This window comes from Legionella sp. PC997 (assembly GCF_014109825.1).
Classification (GTDB): Bacteria; Pseudomonadota; Gammaproteobacteria; order Legionellales; family Legionellaceae; genus Legionella.
Window position 1 is genome coordinate 3,342,458 of sequence record NZ_CP059576.1, and the last position, 18,614, is coordinate 3,361,071.

Consider the following 18,614-nt stretch of genomic DNA (forward strand, 5'->3'; position numbering starts at 1 on the left):
ATTCATTGAACGCGCAATGGTAATCTGAAAGTGATACCATAGTTAGTTTTTTAAATGTTCCACAAAATAATCCCAAATTCTACGCCAAACATAAGGGTGCATAAAATACAAACCATGGTTTGCATTCGGAACTAATAACATATCAAAATTTTTATCTGCCTTAATCAATGCATCAACAAATTGCAACATATTGGAGGGATGAACATTATCATCTAAATCACCATGGATCAGGAATAATTTACCTTTAAGTTGGTCCGCAAGGGAATAATTTGATTGCAAGGTGTAGTCTACATCGTGCGGAAGGCCATGATATCGCTCCCCCCAAAATGCTAAATAACTCCGTAAATCCTGTAATCCGGAAACACAGACTCCCACTCGATAAAAATCAGGATAATTCAATAACGCTCGAGTCGCCGCATATCCCCCTGCTGATTGACCTAAAATACCTACTCGATTTAGATCAATATAAGAGCAATGCTTTGCGAGGAATTTAATAACTGCAACATGATCTTCTAATCCTCCTGCAGTTTCTAAATGTTGATAGGAATATTCATGGAATTTTTTTGAACGCAAGGGCGTTCCTCGGCCATCGATGTTGACCACGATAAAACCTAATTCTGCTATGCTTTGTGGCCACCAACAGCCATAAAAATATTCAGGAGGATCATAACAATATGTTTTAGGAACTCGCGTTAATTGCGGTCCTGGATAAATATCATCAATTATAGGATAGGTGTTCTTCGGATCAAAATCAGTAGGGAAATAAATAAGACCATGAATATCGGTTTCTCCATCCGCGCCTTTTAGACAAAAAGGCTCAGGGTGTTTATATCCTAAGGAAAAAAGGTGTGAAAAATCAGCCTTTTCTAATGTATCGATTTCTTGGCCATTTTTATCGCGTAATTTTGTGATTGGAAGGGACTCCATAGAAGAATAATAATCAACAAAATATTCTTGAGAAGGTGAGAAAACAATCGAATGGTCTGCAGTTTCAGGAGTCATCAATTGCACCTCACTTCCATCCAAACGAGCACGATATAAATAACGGAAGTAGGGATCACTTCCAGGCTCTTTTCCATTACCCAAAAAATAAACCCATCGATGTTTCTCATCAACATGGAACACTTTACGAACCGTCCAAGTACCTTGCGTGATCGGATTTTTTATTTCTCCCGTTCGTAAATCGTGTAAATAAAGATGCGCCCAACCTTGATGAGTGGATAACCAAATAAACTCATTTGACGGCTCCAGAATTCGCGTGTAATTCTGCCACAAAATTAATTGACTAGGCTCGACATACTCTTTGGCATTTTCGGTAAAAATAACGCGCAACTTTTGGGAGCCCACATTGAATTCACATAAAGAAAGTTGATGATTACCTCGCTCTTCTTTTAAAAAAAAGATTTTTGTACTATCCGCACTCCACCAGACATAGCCTGCTTCGATTGGAGAACCCACCAAGGCTGGCATCAGGGGAGGCATGTCAATTTCATTTACCTTTTTTTCCTGGACATCAATCCAACATAATTTAATTTCCGGAATGAATTCATCACCTAAAAAAGGAATATGTGCCTCATGTACTTGAGGGCGAAAAGAACCATCTTCAGGCACATGTTGTAATAATGCCAATTTTTTTACATGTCCTTGTTTGCATTGGAAGCTTACAATTTTTTTTGAATCAGGAGACCAAATAGCCATAGGAGGGAGTTCGGTTTGCATACGACGCAAGGTAAGTGAACTTAAATTAGTATCCGGGGAAACTCCATAAGCATTCGTTGCAGTACCTTCGGTCGTAAGTTGATATTCTTTATTTTCCTTAAATGAAAAAAGAAATAGATTATGCTGTTTACAGTATAAATCCCAACATGTATCGGGTGAGCGAACTCTAGGAACAATGAGAGTGGGTAAAAGTCCCCATAGCTCCATGATTGTGGGACATCGAGGCATCGCGGCCGGTTTTTCTGCCTGGGGAATCTGCGAGAGCACCTGCGTTGTTCGTTCATATTTAAAAATAAATTGCTCAATGTGCAAGTACAAAATGTGTTCCTCGACACATTCGATTTGGTGGATTGGCAAGGCAACAGCTTGTACTTCTCGATTTAATTGTTCCGCAATTTGTTTTGCCAGGGCTGAATGATCAAAAGCGAGTTCCTTAATCCTGGTTTGTAGATTAAAAATAAAATACTCATAACCTTCAGTGGTATCATGACGATAACAAATATACTTATCCTGCGGCGCCCAGGAAATTGCAGGTTGGAGATTTTTTATCAAACTCACAACATTTTGCGGAAGAAATTTTTTTGCACGCTCATAACGCTTTTCCCAATCTTTTTCCATAATCACGCCTGTTATTTTTGACCTTGTTGCATTTGGATGATCATCTCGTTTAAATCACTATACACCCAAGCTTCAGTAATTTGATGATTAGTATCTAAGCGAAAAATAGTAATGCCACTATAAAATACAGGGCTTCCTGTGGCGGGAATTCCAGAAAATTCAGCTTTATGGGTACCCTGACCGTGCCAGCGAGCCACAACTTTATCTTCACTCACTATTAAATCATCAATGGAATGCATCAGATCTGGAAAAGCATGGAACCATTGAAGTAATGCTTCCTTAAATTCTTGCAAATTCGCCGCTTGATCATAACTAAAATGAATTAAGGTCTTTGCTGAAAAGAGTTCATCTGCTAAGGCTGCCTTTTGCTGGTTCCACATCTCATCAAAAACTCTTCGCACTGTTTTTTCCATTGTTATTGCAGTCATGTTCATTTCTGTTTTTCCCTAATCTATAAGATTCATTAAATCCAAGGGTTCTGCTGGATTTTGAATAATTACATTATAGTGTACTTCATTGCGATTTTTATGGTGCAGACTTGCTGAGCCCCGTAGTTGCCGCAAGTGCACTCACCGTAGTTAATCCTAGAGCCAATGCAGGTTTAAAAAAAACAAAATGATTTGATTTTTTTTCTACTTCTTCCTTAGGTTCTTGAAGCATTGTGGGACCGTATGGCGGGCTTGCATTCACAATCATTCCTTTACGTGCTTTGATTGCTACTTTAGAAAAAGGAATATTGTCCTTTTTGGCTTCCATTACGTAATCACCGGGTGGGACATTGATGAACGCAACTCCGCCATCTAGTGAAGTCGATTTCAATTTGTGAATAAATGGATTTGTTTTGTGAACTATAGGAAAAATACCAAAATAAAAGGTTTCTGCATTAACTTTTGGCGTTAGAGTAACGGTTACTCCTTCCACTCCTTGCGGGATATCATCCATCGTGGTATTGGGTGGGGTAACTGTTGCAGCGATTTGGCATGCGTGCGGATCTTCAGTTTTCCACATTGCGTAAGATAGGAATTGATAAGCCATGTTTGAAGGCACTTGGAAGGAAATATTTTTTAAAAAATTCTCATTATTTATTCCTTCTGGGGGAACGATTAGAGTTGCTGTTTGTATGGTTTTATATCCAGTCCAAAAAGATCCAGGTTTCTCAAAAACTAAGGTGATCGGATCTCCAACCGGCCATTCAAAGGGGCCAAATCTTCCTGAAGAGTCAGTTTTTAATGCTAATTGCTCATTTTCAAGAACTGTAATTGTTGCATCTGCGATGGGCCAACCGGATATAAATGAACGAGCAAATCCAGATACCAATGCTGTTTTCATAATAATTCCTTTTAATAAATTGAATAGAAATCCTAATTCAATATGCATAAAGTTAACAAGCCCGATTTATTTAAATTGTTAGTGCCTATCGGGCTTCATTGTCGACTGTTTTTTTTATCTTTGTTTAACTGTGTAATGCATTGTTTTCCCGTTCAACCGGTTCCAATTGATTTCCCATAGCCTCTGGTTCCCCAACAGATCGCTCAAGACGTTCCTCCGGATGAGATTCTCCACCAGCAGTCAGAGACCTGGCTTCAGTTGAGAAAAACATTTTCTTATGTACTAAAGAACTGACTTGGCGCCAGGAAGATCTTCGTGCTTTCTTAAGAGTAGGTTGATCAGACGATCCCGTATGCTGCATTAAGCCCTTTATTTTAGCCTGATAAAATTCTGGACTGAGGGGTCCCATGAGTTTTTGTTTGACATAGAAGGTTCTGTTTACTTCAATGATCCGTTCAACCGTTTTTCCAAGCTGCTCAATCAACTGGTCCAATTTTCCATGTTCTTCTTTTAATTTAAGCTGCTCGGTGGAAAGTTCCCCCAATTCGTTCAATTCCTTAACCGCTTTACACAAATTTTTTATATGGGTACTGAAATAGGAGATTAAACGATTTGCCAATTGAATCGGGGGATGAAGTTGCCCTTTAAAAAAAACGGATGGAAGCAAATTATCGTTTAAAAAATTCTTGTTCAGCTCCTCCAGAATGGACTGACAATCTTTACTTGAGTCATCAAGATTAATCACATCTGACTTTCTTGGTCGAATTCTAAGAGAAGCCAAATATAAATCGTCCTCACTGGCTTCAGGATTATTATTTATAAAAACTATCAGATCCGTAATATTACGGCTGTATTTATTGTTTAATAAAGTCTTAAGTTCAAGTATTCGCATTAAGATTGCGCCCACGGTTTCAAACCGGCCCAAAGGATAAGGATTTCCATCACGAGCAAAGGTAACATCAGTCAAAATCATACCTAAAAACGGCAGGGTAGTTCGATAAAGCCGATAGACTTCACGCATCCATTTTGAATTCGATTCCTTACTAAGCATTTGCTCTAATTCAGCAAGGGCTCTTCTTTCTTTAGTTGACAAAAGTTCAAATGAATTGGACAGGCGTAAAATATTAGAATTATTCAATACGCTGCAAATTAACATTAGATTATTTAAATCAGGGTATTTTTCACCATCTAAAAGACAAAGTTCATGAGCCAATTCCAGCATGAATTGTAAAGAGTTTTTAATATTATCCTGGGGCTGGCTTAATATTTTTTTTACAAAATAGGAGCTTAACTTATTAAAAAATTCAGTTAACTCATTAATATGCGGCACATTATTTTTATTTTCTCCTTTGGTCCAATCGTTTCCGAATTCTTTTATAAGAACTTTTTGGTAGAAACTTATCGTAAGAAGACGCATTTCTTGAGCAATTAGTTTTAACTCATGCTCTCGTTCGCCTTTTTTTAAGTCTAATGCTCGATCCACGAGCTGATCAAAAGAATCTTGTGAGATGTCACATTCTGTCAGCCAGTTGGTGATTATTTGGTAATTAATTAATGCCGGATCCTTGAACACATCCAAATTACTTTCGATCAATGCTTCAAAAAGAGAGTTTATGTGTAACCCCAACAAACCTAAGCCTATTTCCTCATCAACATTACATTTGAAAAAGAATTTCATTTGTAAAAAAACTAAGGAATTAGACCTAAGTCCTTCAATACATTGATAGGAAAATAATTGCCAAACAACATAATTGGCTACTAGCTTTTGATGATAATCGAGATCCTTATATAATCGTCTTAAGTTAATAAGAATGGTTACTAAATCATAAGTACTTAACAAACCTAAAGTTCTATGGGCGATTCGTTCAAAGTCAAATTCGCGTATTGACTCCGGTGTCTCCTTGCAGGCTGTTAATAATATGAGGGAGTTAACAAGCGATTCTTCTTCGGAAACCTCTATTTCTTTTTGCTTAGGGAGCATTAAATTATTGTTAAGTAACAAAGAAGAAAAATCTTTGAATAATTTGCAATTTCTGTTTTGAATTTGTTTATATTGCGTGTTTACAGCCGAATACGAAGAAGAAAGAAGCTTCAGAAAGACCTCTTGAACGGTATCAGCTGAAAACTCAGTTAAATCGAGATCATCACTTAAATGATATTTACAAAATAGCTTACACACTCGTTCGAATAATTCTTGAAAAGAAGAGTCTTTTGCTTGATATGCCGCCAGTAAATCCTTGAAATAAGGTGTTAAAGAATAAGGTTCTGCAGCTTTCCTAGAAAAAACCTCTGTGCTCCCTTGCTCTTCCATTAACCCAAAATTGAGTGTCCGTAAGTTGATTTCTTGTAATTTATATAAGGGACTGGAAGAGCCGCCACTATCCGGAGAAGATAAACTATCCGAGGAAGCACTCCTGGAAGACATCAAAGGAAATGATTCATGAAAACTATCAAGAGAACTAGAATCAGCACTACTCGGACGCTTACGTAAATCGAGTAGTTGAATTTTTGATAAGTCAATATTAAGTATTGCCTGTCTTAGTGCAGGATTTTCAACAGCCAATTCCGGGGCTGTTTTCATATTCCCATTTTTTATTGAACGCTTCGTTTGCTTATGATTAAGAAAAATATGGACCGCCCAAAGCTGATTGAAAAGAACCGCATCATGAAAAGGGGTATTTCCACTGCTATTTTGACTGTTTACCATTTCAGGGAAATGCTTAAGCACAATATTCAAGACATCTTGATTTCCTTCTCCATTCCTAACAGCAAAATGTAAAATGGTGTTCCCTAACCGATCCGATTTTTGCGCAACTTCTTTTCGATGTTCATCGGATAACAATTTATCAAGAACCTTCGCTTTGTTTTTTAATACTAAAAGATGAAAAATGTTGCGTTCAAAAATGTACGTTTCTTCGATTAATTGTGGCTTTTTACTAAACCATAAATCTAACTTTTTGAAGAGCACCTCTTGATCTACTTCCGTAGAAATTAAATTTTGTATTTTTTTTGTTTTCATTTTTTTTACATCCTGTTTTATCTATACGACTTGGCCGATTTAAAATGTCCCAATTTTAACCTTTATTAAAGAGATTTATATATGCATCAGCCAATTTTTTAGCTAAAGGTATGACCTATTCAGTTTTCGTTTAAAATAAGGAGGGAGTCTAAAAGAAGGTGTGGAAAACAGTTTAATTGACACATTGCAGAAAAACGTTGAATCTGAGTTATAAAATATGCTTAATGTATTGGTCTTTTTTCATTTTAAATATAATTCGGAACGAAATCGCAATGACCCCTATTAAAAAAATAATTTTCTTCTTCTTATATTTGTTTTTAAGTATCAACTCCTATAGCCAATCACAAGAAAATGAGCAAAAAATTCTTGTGAGTTACACTTATTTAGGCGAGTTTTCTAAAGAGATGGCGCAAATGGCATTAAAAAAATCGCCGCCGCTTAATGTACTTGAAGCCAAATACGATGTAACTCTTTATAAAATCAACTACAAAACTCCCGCCCCGAATGGTTCTATCACTACCGCTTCTGGTTTGGTTGCTGTACCCAGTGTAGCCGGTACTCTGGGAATCGTCAGCTATCAGCATGGAACACGTTTTAATCATGAGGACGTACCTTCGAGGATGAAGGAAGGGGATGCAATATATCCGGCTCTATTTTCCAGTCATGGCGGTTATCTGACCGTTATGCCAGATTACCTGGGTTTCGGAGACAATGAGTTAGCACTTCATCCTTATGTACAATATGAAACCCTGGCCAGTTGCAGTATAAATATGCTATTAGCTGCCAAGGAGCTTACTAAAATAATAAAGATTGATCTCAATGACCAGCTGTATATTGGTGGCTACTCAGAGGGCGGATTTTCTTCTTTAGTACTGTTTGAATCCCTTGCCACCCAGTATCCTGATATCCCAATTACTGCAGTTGCTTTAGGTTCGGCCCCTTATGACTGGAATGAAACAATGCAATTTATTATGCGCGATCCGGGGCCTCGAGCAACCGCATATTTAGCCTATTTTTTCTATTCACTACAAACCTATAAAAACTATTGGGCTGATTTAAATCAGCTATTTGTTTTTCCTTATAACAGTATGATCCCAGAGCTTTTTGATGGACATCATTCTACTAAAGAAATAATTAATGCTTTGCCGCAAAATCCCGCATTAATTTTTCAAACCGAATTTTTTGAGGCCATTTTAAATCATACTGAAAACAATTCTGAAACCTTGAAGAACTATTTCAATCATTATAGTTTTTCCCCATCCGCACCTTTATTGCTCGTGGGCACAAAGGGGGATCGGGATGTTCCTTATCATGGAGCAGAAATAGCCTATGAACAGTTTAGAAAAACGGGGCGTAATGTATTTATTCATTCAGTAAGTGACACACTTGACCATCGAGATGCAGGGCCCTATGTCTTTTATGAAATGCTTCAATTTTTTAAACGATATCATCCTAAATAAGAGCAAGATGAAATCGATACCCAAAGAATTCTCCTGCTCCAGTGGGAGAAGAATGTTTCCCTCCTTTTTCTGGACTTCGGGAGGGAAGCCTACTTATTCGTTAATTTCTTCCCGCCATAACCCCACCATCAACATTAACAATTTCCCCAGTGATCCAGCTGGATTTATCGGATAGCAGGAATTCAATAGTGTTTGCAACATCGGTGGCCTTCCCTATTCTACCAATAGGGTGAAAGCTATTAAAATCTTGCAGCGAGACTTCAATTTGATCTTCAGCAATGAAAGACTTATAAATAGGTGTTACGACCACTGCAGGTGCTACGGCATTCACTCGGATATTGTACTCTGCCAGCTCCATAGCTAAATGCTGGGTTAGTGAATGAAGACCTGCTTTTTGCATCGAATAGGCTGAGGAGGGAGTAGCCTTGATGGCTTGATTTGCCCACATGGATCCAATGTTAACGATTGCCCCGCCGCCCTCTTGTTTCATTTTTTTTGCAACGGCCTGCGTAATAAAGAAAAATGCTTTGTTGAGGTTTACTTGTAGATCATAATCCTCTTCTTTGTGGTCTAAAAAACTTATGGGTTTAAAATATCCCGCCGCATTAATGAGATATTTTATTTTGCGCGTCTCATTTTTTATGTTCATAACCAATTGTGCAACCCGCGCCTTATCATAAAGATCAATAACGAACTCTTCGACTTTAACTCCCATCCGTCTTATTTGATTGGCAGCATGGTGCAACTTGTGCTCATCCCTTCCCGTGATGAGTAAATCAAGATCACTACTTGCGGCAAGCTTTTTTGCTGTTTCCAATCCCATACCACTAGAACCACCTATAATAAGGGCTAAATTATGATGTACCATGTCCTTCACCTTTTAGTTAATAAAAATCTGTTCCGCGGAGTATGGGAGATATATAATCCTAAAAAAAGTAGGTACTTAGTGGTACAGTAGGTACTTATTGGTATACTTTATTGAATTACTTGAAGAACACGTTGAAAGAAAAAAAACCTTTAAAAACAGCAAATATGGTTGAGACAATTTACGGTTGCAAGTGGTCTCTTACCATTTATTCTCTTTTGCGAGATGGAATCAATCGTCCCGGGGAAATGGTTCGCTGTGTTGAAGGTCTCACCACTAAGGTTTTAAATCAATGCCTTAGAAAAAATCTTGAATTTGGTATCCTTGGCAAAACAACGTTCCACGAACTCCCCCCCAGGGTTGAGTATTTTGTTACCCCATTTGGAGAAAAATTTCTAAAGATTCTCGATGAAATCGAAGCACTAAATCGTTTGCTTGAACCTTAGCGAGCCCGCCTATGAACCCCTAATTTATTTTAAGGTACAGGAAAGCGGACCATTATCCAGTTGCAGTTCATTGCCGCCAGAATCCGTCATAAATTGGCCAATATAAGCTTTGTTTTGTTTATTAAATTGTGCTGAAAAGAAAATCCGTGGGCGATCTTTCTCATCCTGATCCATAGCGACAAGCAGTAAATTATCAGTTCGCAGGCTGAATCGGGTGACATTCACTGGATAATCAAAATCAATTTTGGGTAAATCTCCGATTTTATTAGGGGCTAAAAAAGAGAGAGCATCTTCTATTCCTTGCATATGACAGACAACTGTCTTTTGCGCGGCAGACGCCACACCGAAGCCAACCAGAATCAGTAGCAATGATAAACTCAGACGTTTCATTAAAAATGAACTCCTATCCTGCAAAACCTTCTCCTTAAGAATAAATCATAGCTTAATCGTATTCATTTAACCAGCTACTAGCAACCTGTTAGTTAGTCGTTCTATTTTTTCGTACGGATCAATTAGATTACGGGTGCATTTGTGTAATTTTTTTTCATTACTTTCCTTTGTGGTAATATTAGCCCTTTTTTGATACACATCCTGTTGTGCTTCATAGGAAACCCTTACTAAAAAATGGATAAAAGACTCAGTTAATTTATAAAGTATGCTCAATGATCCTACTACTCGCCAACCATACCTGTAGACAAAAATCCTACAAATACAATTGGCGACATAGGTGAGAGTTTATGAAATCAAACAATTTCCAGAAGTGGTTACATCCACTGCGATCGGTTTAGGAAGTGTTTTTTTGCTAGGACCTTGCGTTTCATTTTGAGCGGATCGCTGTGCTCTATCGACTACAGCAGGAAACATCCTTGGCTGATTTTGGACCGTTTGTTTCGATAAATTTCTGCTTTCTTGAGAAGTACCAGCAAGTGTGCCTGCTTGATCGGGTTTCTTTGCCGCATTCTTAGGTACAGCGACCGAGATCACAGAGTTTTGCTCTGTTGGAGATACGGGCAGAGAGCGCTGATGCGGAACTTCTTTCGGAGCTGCAAACAATCCTGGACCTTTAGATGGTGCATGTTGCCCTGCCTGGACCGGCCTTTTTAATACGTTTTGTGGTACCGGAACAGGGATTTTTGAGTTGTGCTCTGGAATATTCCTTTTTAAAGATGCATCAGGTGCGAAGCGTTGCTGAGGGATTTCTTTCGGAGCTGTTAATAATCTGTGATCTTGCGACCCAGGGACAGTATGTATCGATGTTGGGACCGAACTCACCGCGGCGTTCTTTGGTGTTGCAACAGATACTTTGTTTTGTTCTGAAATATTTCTTTTGGGAGGAACATCAGGCCTAGCCGGTTCCTGTGCAATTACCTTTGCAGGAGATGTAAACAATCCTGGACCCTTTGATACAGCAAGTTTTGTAGATTTGGGTTGTGTATTCTCCCCCCTAATAACCTCTTTCTCTTTGCCTTTTTCCTTCTCCTTCTCTTGTATAGGGGTGGAGGGTACAGCTCGCTTAGGAAGTGATTTGACAGGCATGGAATGAAGATGTTCTCTGGAAAACAATTCATGTAATTCGTTGACTTCAGCTAGAGGTGAAATGTGCTGGTGTTGTTTCAATGTGTTCCCATGAACGTAAGCACAAACTACATCGACTAATTCTCGAGGCAACCTAGCAAATTGACTCTTTTCTTGAGCTTCATATTGTTCAAAAATCGGATAAAACTTATGATGACGGTGCATTTTTTCAGAGGTAAAAATCCGTTCTATTACTTGTTTTTTAAATGTGAATGCTTCTTGTAGATTCCTTATATCATCAACTGTCCAATGATTACCTACCGCTGTTGCAGAATAATTAACAAAAGGATCAAGTGGCATAAATGCCTCAAAAGGTATGTTTCCATAACGCTCTAAATCAAGAGAGAACGCCGGTTTTAACTTCCGATTAACAAAATCTATAATCTCAACATTTGAAAAAACACTTCCCTTACCACCTGGACAAAAGGTAATAAACAAATCACCCAATTTGACATGCACTTTACTACGTCCTTGGCCTTCGTAGATGGCAAAATCTTCTGCTTCATACAGATATTGGTCTAATTCGGTTAATTTTATTTTTTGCAAACTGCGAATATCAAATTGATGACCATTAAAAACCTGACTTGCATAATACTTTTCTCCTTCTTTAATCTTCAGCGTTTCACAGTGATAACCTGCTAAAATTGGTGGTAGATCATAGGGGAGCAACATGATAGAAGGGCATGTAATAAATAACAGATGCCAAATTTCAGGGGTTACCCCTAGTGCTTGAACAACTTTAAAACTCGTGTTTAATTCAGGGTATTGTTTAATACATCCCATTAATAACCTGTATTGGGTTCTGTAGGCATCCATATTAATTTTTTCTGGGATTTGATTCGTTGCCAAGGCTTCTGCGGCACCCCGTTTAGTTCCATTAAGAATAGTGAAAATCCGTTCAAGAATCTCCTTTGCCTCTTTTTTCAATGGATGCTCTATACTGGCCTGCTTGGGGTGTGCAAAAGTCATTTTTTCTTTTAATTGCTGGCATGCATTTTGGAAAGGGAATACCCCGACAATCATCTCACCTGGATTAATCTCTGCTATAGCAACATCTAACAAGGCTATTTTTTCTTTTAAGCTGTGTTCCGCGGATGTTTCAAGTTGCTGCGCAATTTCCTCTAACATGTGCTCTTGTAATTTACGCTTGCTACCAGCCGAATGTTTTGCAATGCGTTGTGCAAATTGAGTTAACGCAGCATACAATTGTTGTGGACTATTTAGGGCGTCCGTAGGTAATAATTTTGCACCGCGGATATGGGCCCATTCAAAGTCAATTCCTTCCAAATCCAGCGCAGACAGATCCATATTCCCAAAATTCGTTCTATGGAACTGCACGCCCCGTAATTCTGCATCGGTAAAATCTACACTGTGCAATTGCACTCCATTTAGGTTTGCACCTGCCAGATAGGCACCTCTAAAATTCATATTTCTAAATTGGGCATCAATAAATTTTATGCCCCTAAGATTAAGATAAGAAAAGTCAGTGCCTGAGAATTGCCCAGCACTAAAATCCGCTCCAGCCAACAAATTAACAAATTGATGCGGATGATATGACTTCAAATGAGATAATAAGTGAGCCCAACCATCTTTCATATGTGTACGCTGCGCCTCTATTGGCCAGTGAGTGTATTGTTCACGCAGAGCCTCAATCGCCTGAATTTCCTCTGAGGCAGTCAAAATCAGCTCAAGATGGTTTTTGGTGACTTCATCTAAGGGTAATTTCTGCATCGCTTCTTTTAAATTAGCGGGCAGGACGTTGCAATCTCGAGTGAGCGTATAACAAATGGCTTCCTCGGCAGTAAGTGCTTTATTTGCAAGAACTTTGCGCTTTAGTTTTTGATAAGCTTGGGTTTTCTGATAAAACGCTGTAAATTGATGGCCTGTGATTCCGTCGGCTTGACTTAGAAAACCGATGATATAAAGTGGTTGGGTTATCATTTTAAGGGTGTCATCAACTAATGCAGTTTTTGATTTAGCCATTTGCCGTACATTAAGCAGATCCTGTGGAGGGATTTGACTTAAAATGTAAATCATCATTTCATTAGGAAGTGCAAAAAAAGGATTGTCTTGATTTATATCCTCATCAAATTCAACAGCCTCCACTGATTGAACTGGTGCAGTTACTACTGGTTCGCTCTTTTTTTTCTCCCTATCATTGAATTGCTTTCCAGATAACTGGAGTAGGATATGTTGCAAATGCTCCTGAATTATCTTGACCTCAACAATAATATTCTTATCCTGATTGCGTCGTTCTTCATTTCGATCATTAATATGCGACACTACTTCATTTATATGGTCTTGCAGCAAAAGGACATATTTAAAAAACTGTACGAAATCGTGTTCGAATGAAGCGTCTAAATCACACGATTTTCCAGTGGTACCCAATTGTTCACTCATTGCTTGACCCAGAGGTTTTAAATCGGATTCCCTACTGCTCCATATATTAATTAACCCATTGATTTGATGTTGTAACTCGATAACTGCAGTTAGATATTTATTCGCACGTTCTGCTGAGGCATAAATATCCTCACTGCTGTCTTTGGGAAATGGATTGCGTTGAAAACATTCATTAAGTGAATTTAAATGACCCAAGAGCACTGAGGCCTCTTTCTTTGCTTTTTGTTCTGCAAATCGCTGAGCCCGTTCTGCTCTTATCATAGCCATTTGCTCTTGTTGATTCAGATCGTGTTTATTATTCATGTGAAAACCTACTTAAAATTTAATATGGAAACTCAGCAAACGCCGAAGTCTGTTTCGTAAATCGAGAAATAAGTTGGGAATAATCTCTAGCCCCAAGAAATCTTATTCAATTCGCTGTAGATATTTTTTATTAAGAAAGTTTATGAAAAAAAAGTTGATCAAAATGTAAGCGGCCACGTACTTGGTTGCCTTAGATCCTTATTTTTATTATTGGATTGTTTTGAGCACACTGATAACTTAAAAAATCTATCTCAACATAATTCCAGCTTATTGATTTAAGATTGCCTAAGTTGTATCAGTCCTCCGCTCATTCAGATATTTTACTATTTGGAGATTATCTGCATGAATAGCCCATAAATTGGCAGCATTATAATCGCGCAATCCTTAAGAAAATATTAAATGCACTCATTGATTCAAAAGTTTTACTTTCCTGACGTTTTATTATTTATTTAGAAAATCATGCTTAGCGCGCTGGTGTAGACGGATTCTCATCCACTAAAAAATATATCTCTATTAAACTTAATCGATTAGGATTATTCTTTTGCAATGGAACCCATTATCCTCATTGGTTGTAAATCCAATGTTCAATACTTATTGGTTTATTTGAGTGCAGCATCTTTCATGCAGTTGCCTTTATGCCGGATAATTTAAAAAGCCCCGGCACAAAGCAAACTCCATACGATTCACTTAATTTTGATATTTCAAAACGACTGGATAAAATTATCCTTTCTTCCCAAAGTTACTTCCCGTTCTTTATTACCTTGTTTCTGAGTAAATAAGGTTATTCCGGTTACAAAAACAGAAATGTGTTCTTGATGTTTTGTGGGAGGTGTCATTTCTTCAAGTTTAAATTCGTATTTTATTGAGCGAACCAAGTCTGCAAGGTATTTATTAGAAATTTCTTTAGTATAAAAAGGTAGCCGCTCTTTAAAAAATGCTTGAAGGTCAGGAGCAGTACAACCAAATAGCAAAGGGCTTTTCATTTTAAACAACTTCCGCAGCACTTCGATTTCATAGATATATGCATTGGCTTCCGAATTAGCAATTTTTGCAGCTACATTAAACGCATGACCTGCTTCATGAACAATTGCTCCGATAATATTAATTGTTTTTTGTTCTAAAAAGCTTATCTTTAAGGCAATAGTTTGATTAATTATCCAATCCTTATGATGTTGTCCTAATAATTTGTAAGTATTTTTATTTACAAAAATCGCGGGGTTACCTTGCGCACCTAAAAAATCGTGTGGGGGTTTTAAGATATCAATTTGAAGTTGTGGCATAGCAGCGGTGACACCACTATCGAGTCCACTCCCACCTATTTCCCGACATTTTTCTATAAGCAATCTAAGGTGATAACTTGTCAGCATGATATTCTCCTGGTTTGCAGATTAACAGAGTGCATCAAATTGAGATCAAAATGACTAAATAATTACAAAATCATTATTGCGAATAGAAATTTTCCAGTCAATACACTTTTTGATCATCAAGAGCTTATTTAGAATATCTTGTTGAAAATAATGGAAATAGAATTGATTAACATACATAAAACCAAATTTTTGACTTATTGGTAATTAAAAACTACAGATTTATTTTGGATAGACAAGGTTTAAAAAGGTCTCATTTAGATTAGACACGCCCTAACCCATCCCTTGAGCATAACGATCATATCGTGGGTAGAAACTCGAGAAGGTTATTTTTATGGCAACAAAGAACATAAACTCTAAGTTTGTTTTCATGAAACAATTACCTCATTGCGAATAATAATGTACCCCTCATCTGTTGGACAACATCTTACTGCAGCTAGGGTATCGATTAGGTCATGCAAGGATTTTTTTTCAATTGGCTTGATTAGATAGCCTGCGGCTCCTAGTGCGGCAGATTTTTCTCTGTCTTTACTATAATCTGATCCGGTGCACATTATGACTGGCGTTTTATTGAGCTCTTTATCCGTTTGAATTTGTTTCAAAATTTCGAACCCATCCATCCCCGGCAAGTTGATATCAAGAAATATCAAATCAATCGGATTATTGCGAGCGCATTGGTCATGTAATAGATTAAGTGCATCTGTGCCGCTTTGCGCTATAAATAGATTAAATTTTATACGCGCGCGCTCTAAAATAATTTTAGTGAACTCTAGATCTTCTTTAAGATCATCTACAAATAAAATATTAGCCAAGGTAGTAATAGGTATATTAACTGGGCTCGCTGAGATGTTCTTTACTTTTCTTCGTCTCTTTATCTTTAGAGCACAGGGGAGAGTAAAGGAAAATATGGTTCCTCCTTCAAGTTTGGATTTACACGTTATAGTTCCACCATGCAATTCTAAAATTTTGGAACATATCGCTAACCCTAACCCAGACCCCTTACTTATAAAAGTAGCGCGTTTAAATGGCTGAAAAATGAGCTCATGGTCTTTAGCCTCAATACCTAAACCATTATCCGATACGTGAAACTCTACAAATTGTTTTTTGGGGATTGCCGAAATGGAAATTTCGGGAATATTTTCATTATAATAAATGGCATTGCTAATTAAATTTTGCATTAATTGGATCATTTGGGTTCGATTTGCACTTACATGAGGAACCTTTTCGGCAATAATATGCACATTTTTTTCTCGAATGAGGTAGTCAAGGTTTTTTGAAACTTCTTCGATTACCTCATTCATATCACATTCTTCTCTACATTCTTTTTTAAATTGATCAAGCTGCATGTAATTAAAAACGGTATCGATAAGCGTCAACATACGTTTACTGGCATTGTAAATATGCTGAAAATAATCAGCGACCCTACCCGAAAAATGAGGTTGTTCTTGGGCAATAACGTCAACGAAAGAACTCATGGTTCGTGCAGGTTCTCTTAGATCATGTGCTAACGCACGAGTAAAAATCTCGAGGGTATCTCGTTGTGCTCGGGCATGCGCCTCCCGCTCGCGTATGGTTTCTATATGTTTATTGAGATCAATGTAAAGGTGGGCATTTTTCAGTGCAACCGATGTGGTATCTGCTAGTGCTTGTAAAATATGGAGCTCTTCTGGCGTGGGTAGACGTTTTTTAGCCCAGTAATTACCAATAGCACCTATCGGATCCTCTCTTCGTATAGGGACCATTGCCAAACTCTTAACAAATGTAGGTCGATATGCATCTTGTGGAATTCGCGGATCACAATAGATATCCTCAATGACGGCTAATTCTTGATGCAGCATAACCCAACCACTGATGCAGGTTTCCATTGGAAAACGTTTACCTTTCCATAATGGACCGATCGCATTTTCCTCCACATAGTAACAACAGTTGTCCTCCCTTAGGACAAATGTTGCACCATCTGCTCCCGTAAGTTCGCGGGCAGCATGGCGTACAATTTCGGTGATCGCTTGAATATCATTTGCCTGAGATAAATCCTGTACGACCTTAACCAAATGTTCCATTGCTGAAACATACCAAGTAGAAGATTTAATGTTAGAAGGTAATTTGGCATCCTGCATACAAAAACTCGCTGAGTGAATTAATTTAAGTATAGCAGCGTGCAAATAGGAAAATTGTTCCTCTTGAGTAGTCTTTTTATTTAACCATCCACAATCAATTCGGAAAAATTAAACACCTTGACACTGAACCTTGCGCACTGTAGAAATTAAAGCAATAAAGGATAGAGTAGGAGAAATTATGGAAGGAAAACTGGAACTCCACCGACAAGAAATAAACAAGGTAATTCAACCAATTTTTACCCGTCTTGATCACTATAAGATGGCGATGTTTAAAATAAGGGAGTTATTAAAAAACTATTTTTTTAATGAAGGACGAACACAAAAACTCACCGAAGTGGCTCAGGGAGAAGAACAAGTTTTTAGTTTCAATATGGTTCGTGCAGGGATGGAACAATGTCTAATTGACGAGGATTTATTAGTGAGAACTGCAGAAGAAATTATGGGTTCAGCAGAACACCCAAGTCTCGTCGCAGCTTTTGATAAACATGTTTCAGGAAGTGGCTTACCGTTAGAGTTTCACCAACAAGAAGGTACCTATGTTTTTAAACCCGAAAAAAAATATACTCCAGAAGCACAAGCTTTTATGCGTCAATTTGCTTATGCTTTGGGTGCTTACAGAGTAGGCTTGGGAATTGGTGAGATCTATTTTGCTATTTATAGTCATCGAAGCATAAAAACGGAACAACTCCCGAATTACATTGATTCAGCGCACTATCTGAAACAACAACTTAATGAGGACGTCGATTTAATTTCGTTATATAAACAAGTAAAAGCAATACAAAAAGAAATCAAGAGCTTGCTTCGAGCGAATAAAGTGCATGAAGGATTAACTCAATTCGAGAACGATATTAGCTTGCTTAAAAGGAAATTGATTGACCTGTTAGAGTCTGGGGCTGTTCATTTAGAGAATTGCTATAAAGAATTTCCTAACAACCCCATATTATGGATGCTGCATGATCGCAGCTGGCATACCTTACTTAAAACCCTTTCCGGACTGCTCTATGCAGAGCAATATACCTATTCGACTTTATATGGCACATTGGAGATTAAGAAAGAATTTATGGGTCTTATCAAAGCCGAAATCGATCAGTTCGAAACTACTCACAGAGAGCAAATCCCCTTACTTAAAATTGAACTCTTAAGAAACGCTGCAAAGATAATTGCTGAAACGAAAATTGATATACAAGCAAAGCTTGCTGAAAATGGAATCGAGTTGATTGAAGCACCTGCAGTAGGTATGTTTTCTACACCTCTATCGAATAGTATTTATGGATTAATGCTTGCCTATCACCAAAGACAATTAACCGGTATAAATGCGGCAGAGGATGATAAGTTCGATAAGGATGAAGAGTCTGATCAAGGTATTCCATTAAATAGCTTTTCATAAGCATCTTGTCAT

General features: G+C 37.8%; 12 protein-coding genes. 3 read left to right on the forward strand and 9 right to left on the reverse strand.

Features of this window, described 5'->3' with window-relative positions; translation table 11 throughout:
* Positions 1-42: 42 nt before the first annotated feature.
* The 4 genes from HBNCFIEN_RS14650 to HBNCFIEN_RS14665 form a co-directional block, all read right to left on the reverse strand.
* Positions 43-2,337 (reverse strand): S9 family peptidase, encoded by a 2,295-nt coding sequence (locus tag HBNCFIEN_RS14650; protein WP_182391798.1) that lies wholly within the window; start codon positions 2,335-2,337, stop codon positions 43-45.
* Between the two features lie 11 nt (positions 2,338-2,348).
* Positions 2,349-2,771 carry an ester cyclase gene (locus tag HBNCFIEN_RS14655; RefSeq protein ID WP_255464236.1) on the reverse strand — a complete coding sequence of 141 codons (423 nt, stop codon included), beginning with the start codon at positions 2,769-2,771 and terminating at the stop codon, positions 2,349-2,351.
* 91 nt (positions 2,772-2,862) lie between these two features.
* Positions 2,863-3,666: a carboxypeptidase regulatory-like domain-containing protein gene (locus HBNCFIEN_RS14660; RefSeq protein ID WP_255464237.1), complete on the reverse strand. Its 804-nt coding sequence runs from the start codon at positions 3,664-3,666 to the stop codon at positions 2,863-2,865.
* A 124-nt stretch (positions 3,667-3,790) separates the two neighbouring features.
* Positions 3,791-6,685 (reverse strand): RasGEF domain-containing protein, encoded by a 2,895-nt coding sequence (locus HBNCFIEN_RS14665; RefSeq protein WP_182391799.1) that lies wholly within the window; start codon positions 6,683-6,685, stop codon positions 3,791-3,793.
* Between the two features lie 272 nt (positions 6,686-6,957).
* Here HBNCFIEN_RS14665 and HBNCFIEN_RS14670 point away from each other — a divergent pair, with 272 nt between their 5' ends.
* Positions 6,958-8,145, forward strand: coding sequence for a S9 family peptidase (locus tag HBNCFIEN_RS14670; protein ID WP_182391800.1), 1,188 nt, complete (start codon positions 6,958-6,960; stop codon positions 8,143-8,145).
* A 100-nt stretch (positions 8,146-8,245) separates the two neighbouring features.
* Here the strand turns inward: HBNCFIEN_RS14670 and HBNCFIEN_RS14675 are convergent, their stop codons facing one another.
* Positions 8,246-9,013, reverse strand: a complete 768-nt coding sequence (locus HBNCFIEN_RS14675) for an SDR family NAD(P)-dependent oxidoreductase (protein WP_182391801.1) — start codon at positions 9,011-9,013, stop codon at positions 8,246-8,248.
* 164 nt (positions 9,014-9,177) lie between these two features.
* Here HBNCFIEN_RS14675 and HBNCFIEN_RS14680 point away from each other — a divergent pair, with 164 nt between their 5' ends.
* Positions 9,178-9,456 (forward strand): helix-turn-helix domain-containing protein, encoded by a 279-nt coding sequence (locus HBNCFIEN_RS14680; protein WP_182393716.1) that lies wholly within the window; start codon positions 9,178-9,180, stop codon positions 9,454-9,456.
* 24 nt (positions 9,457-9,480) lie between these two features.
* Here HBNCFIEN_RS14680 and HBNCFIEN_RS14685 read toward each other — a convergent pair whose 3' ends face one another.
* The 4 genes from HBNCFIEN_RS14685 to HBNCFIEN_RS14700 form a co-directional block, all read right to left on the reverse strand.
* Complete coding sequence (locus HBNCFIEN_RS14685) at positions 9,481-9,846, reverse strand: hypothetical protein (RefSeq protein ID WP_182391802.1); 366 nt, start codon at positions 9,844-9,846, stop codon at positions 9,481-9,483.
* A 345-nt stretch (positions 9,847-10,191) separates the two neighbouring features.
* Positions 10,192-13,734, reverse strand: a complete 3,543-nt coding sequence (locus HBNCFIEN_RS14690) for a pentapeptide repeat-containing protein (protein ID WP_182391803.1) — start codon at positions 13,732-13,734, stop codon at positions 10,192-10,194.
* Between the two features lie 701 nt (positions 13,735-14,435).
* A complete protein-coding gene (locus HBNCFIEN_RS14695; RefSeq protein ID WP_182391804.1) occupies positions 14,436-15,101 on the reverse strand; it encodes a hypothetical protein in 666 nt (221 codons plus the stop codon).
* A 365-nt stretch (positions 15,102-15,466) separates the two neighbouring features.
* Positions 15,467-17,215, reverse strand: a complete 1,749-nt coding sequence (locus tag HBNCFIEN_RS14700; RefSeq protein WP_182391805.1) for an ATP-binding protein — start codon at positions 17,213-17,215, stop codon at positions 15,467-15,469.
* A gap of 178 nt (positions 17,216-17,393) precedes the next feature.
* Between HBNCFIEN_RS14700 and HBNCFIEN_RS14705 the strand changes: the two genes are divergently transcribed.
* A complete protein-coding gene (locus tag HBNCFIEN_RS14705; RefSeq protein WP_182391806.1) occupies positions 17,394-18,602 on the forward strand; it encodes a hypothetical protein in 1,209 nt (402 codons plus the stop codon).
* The last annotated feature ends 12 nt before the right edge of the window (positions 18,603-18,614 follow it).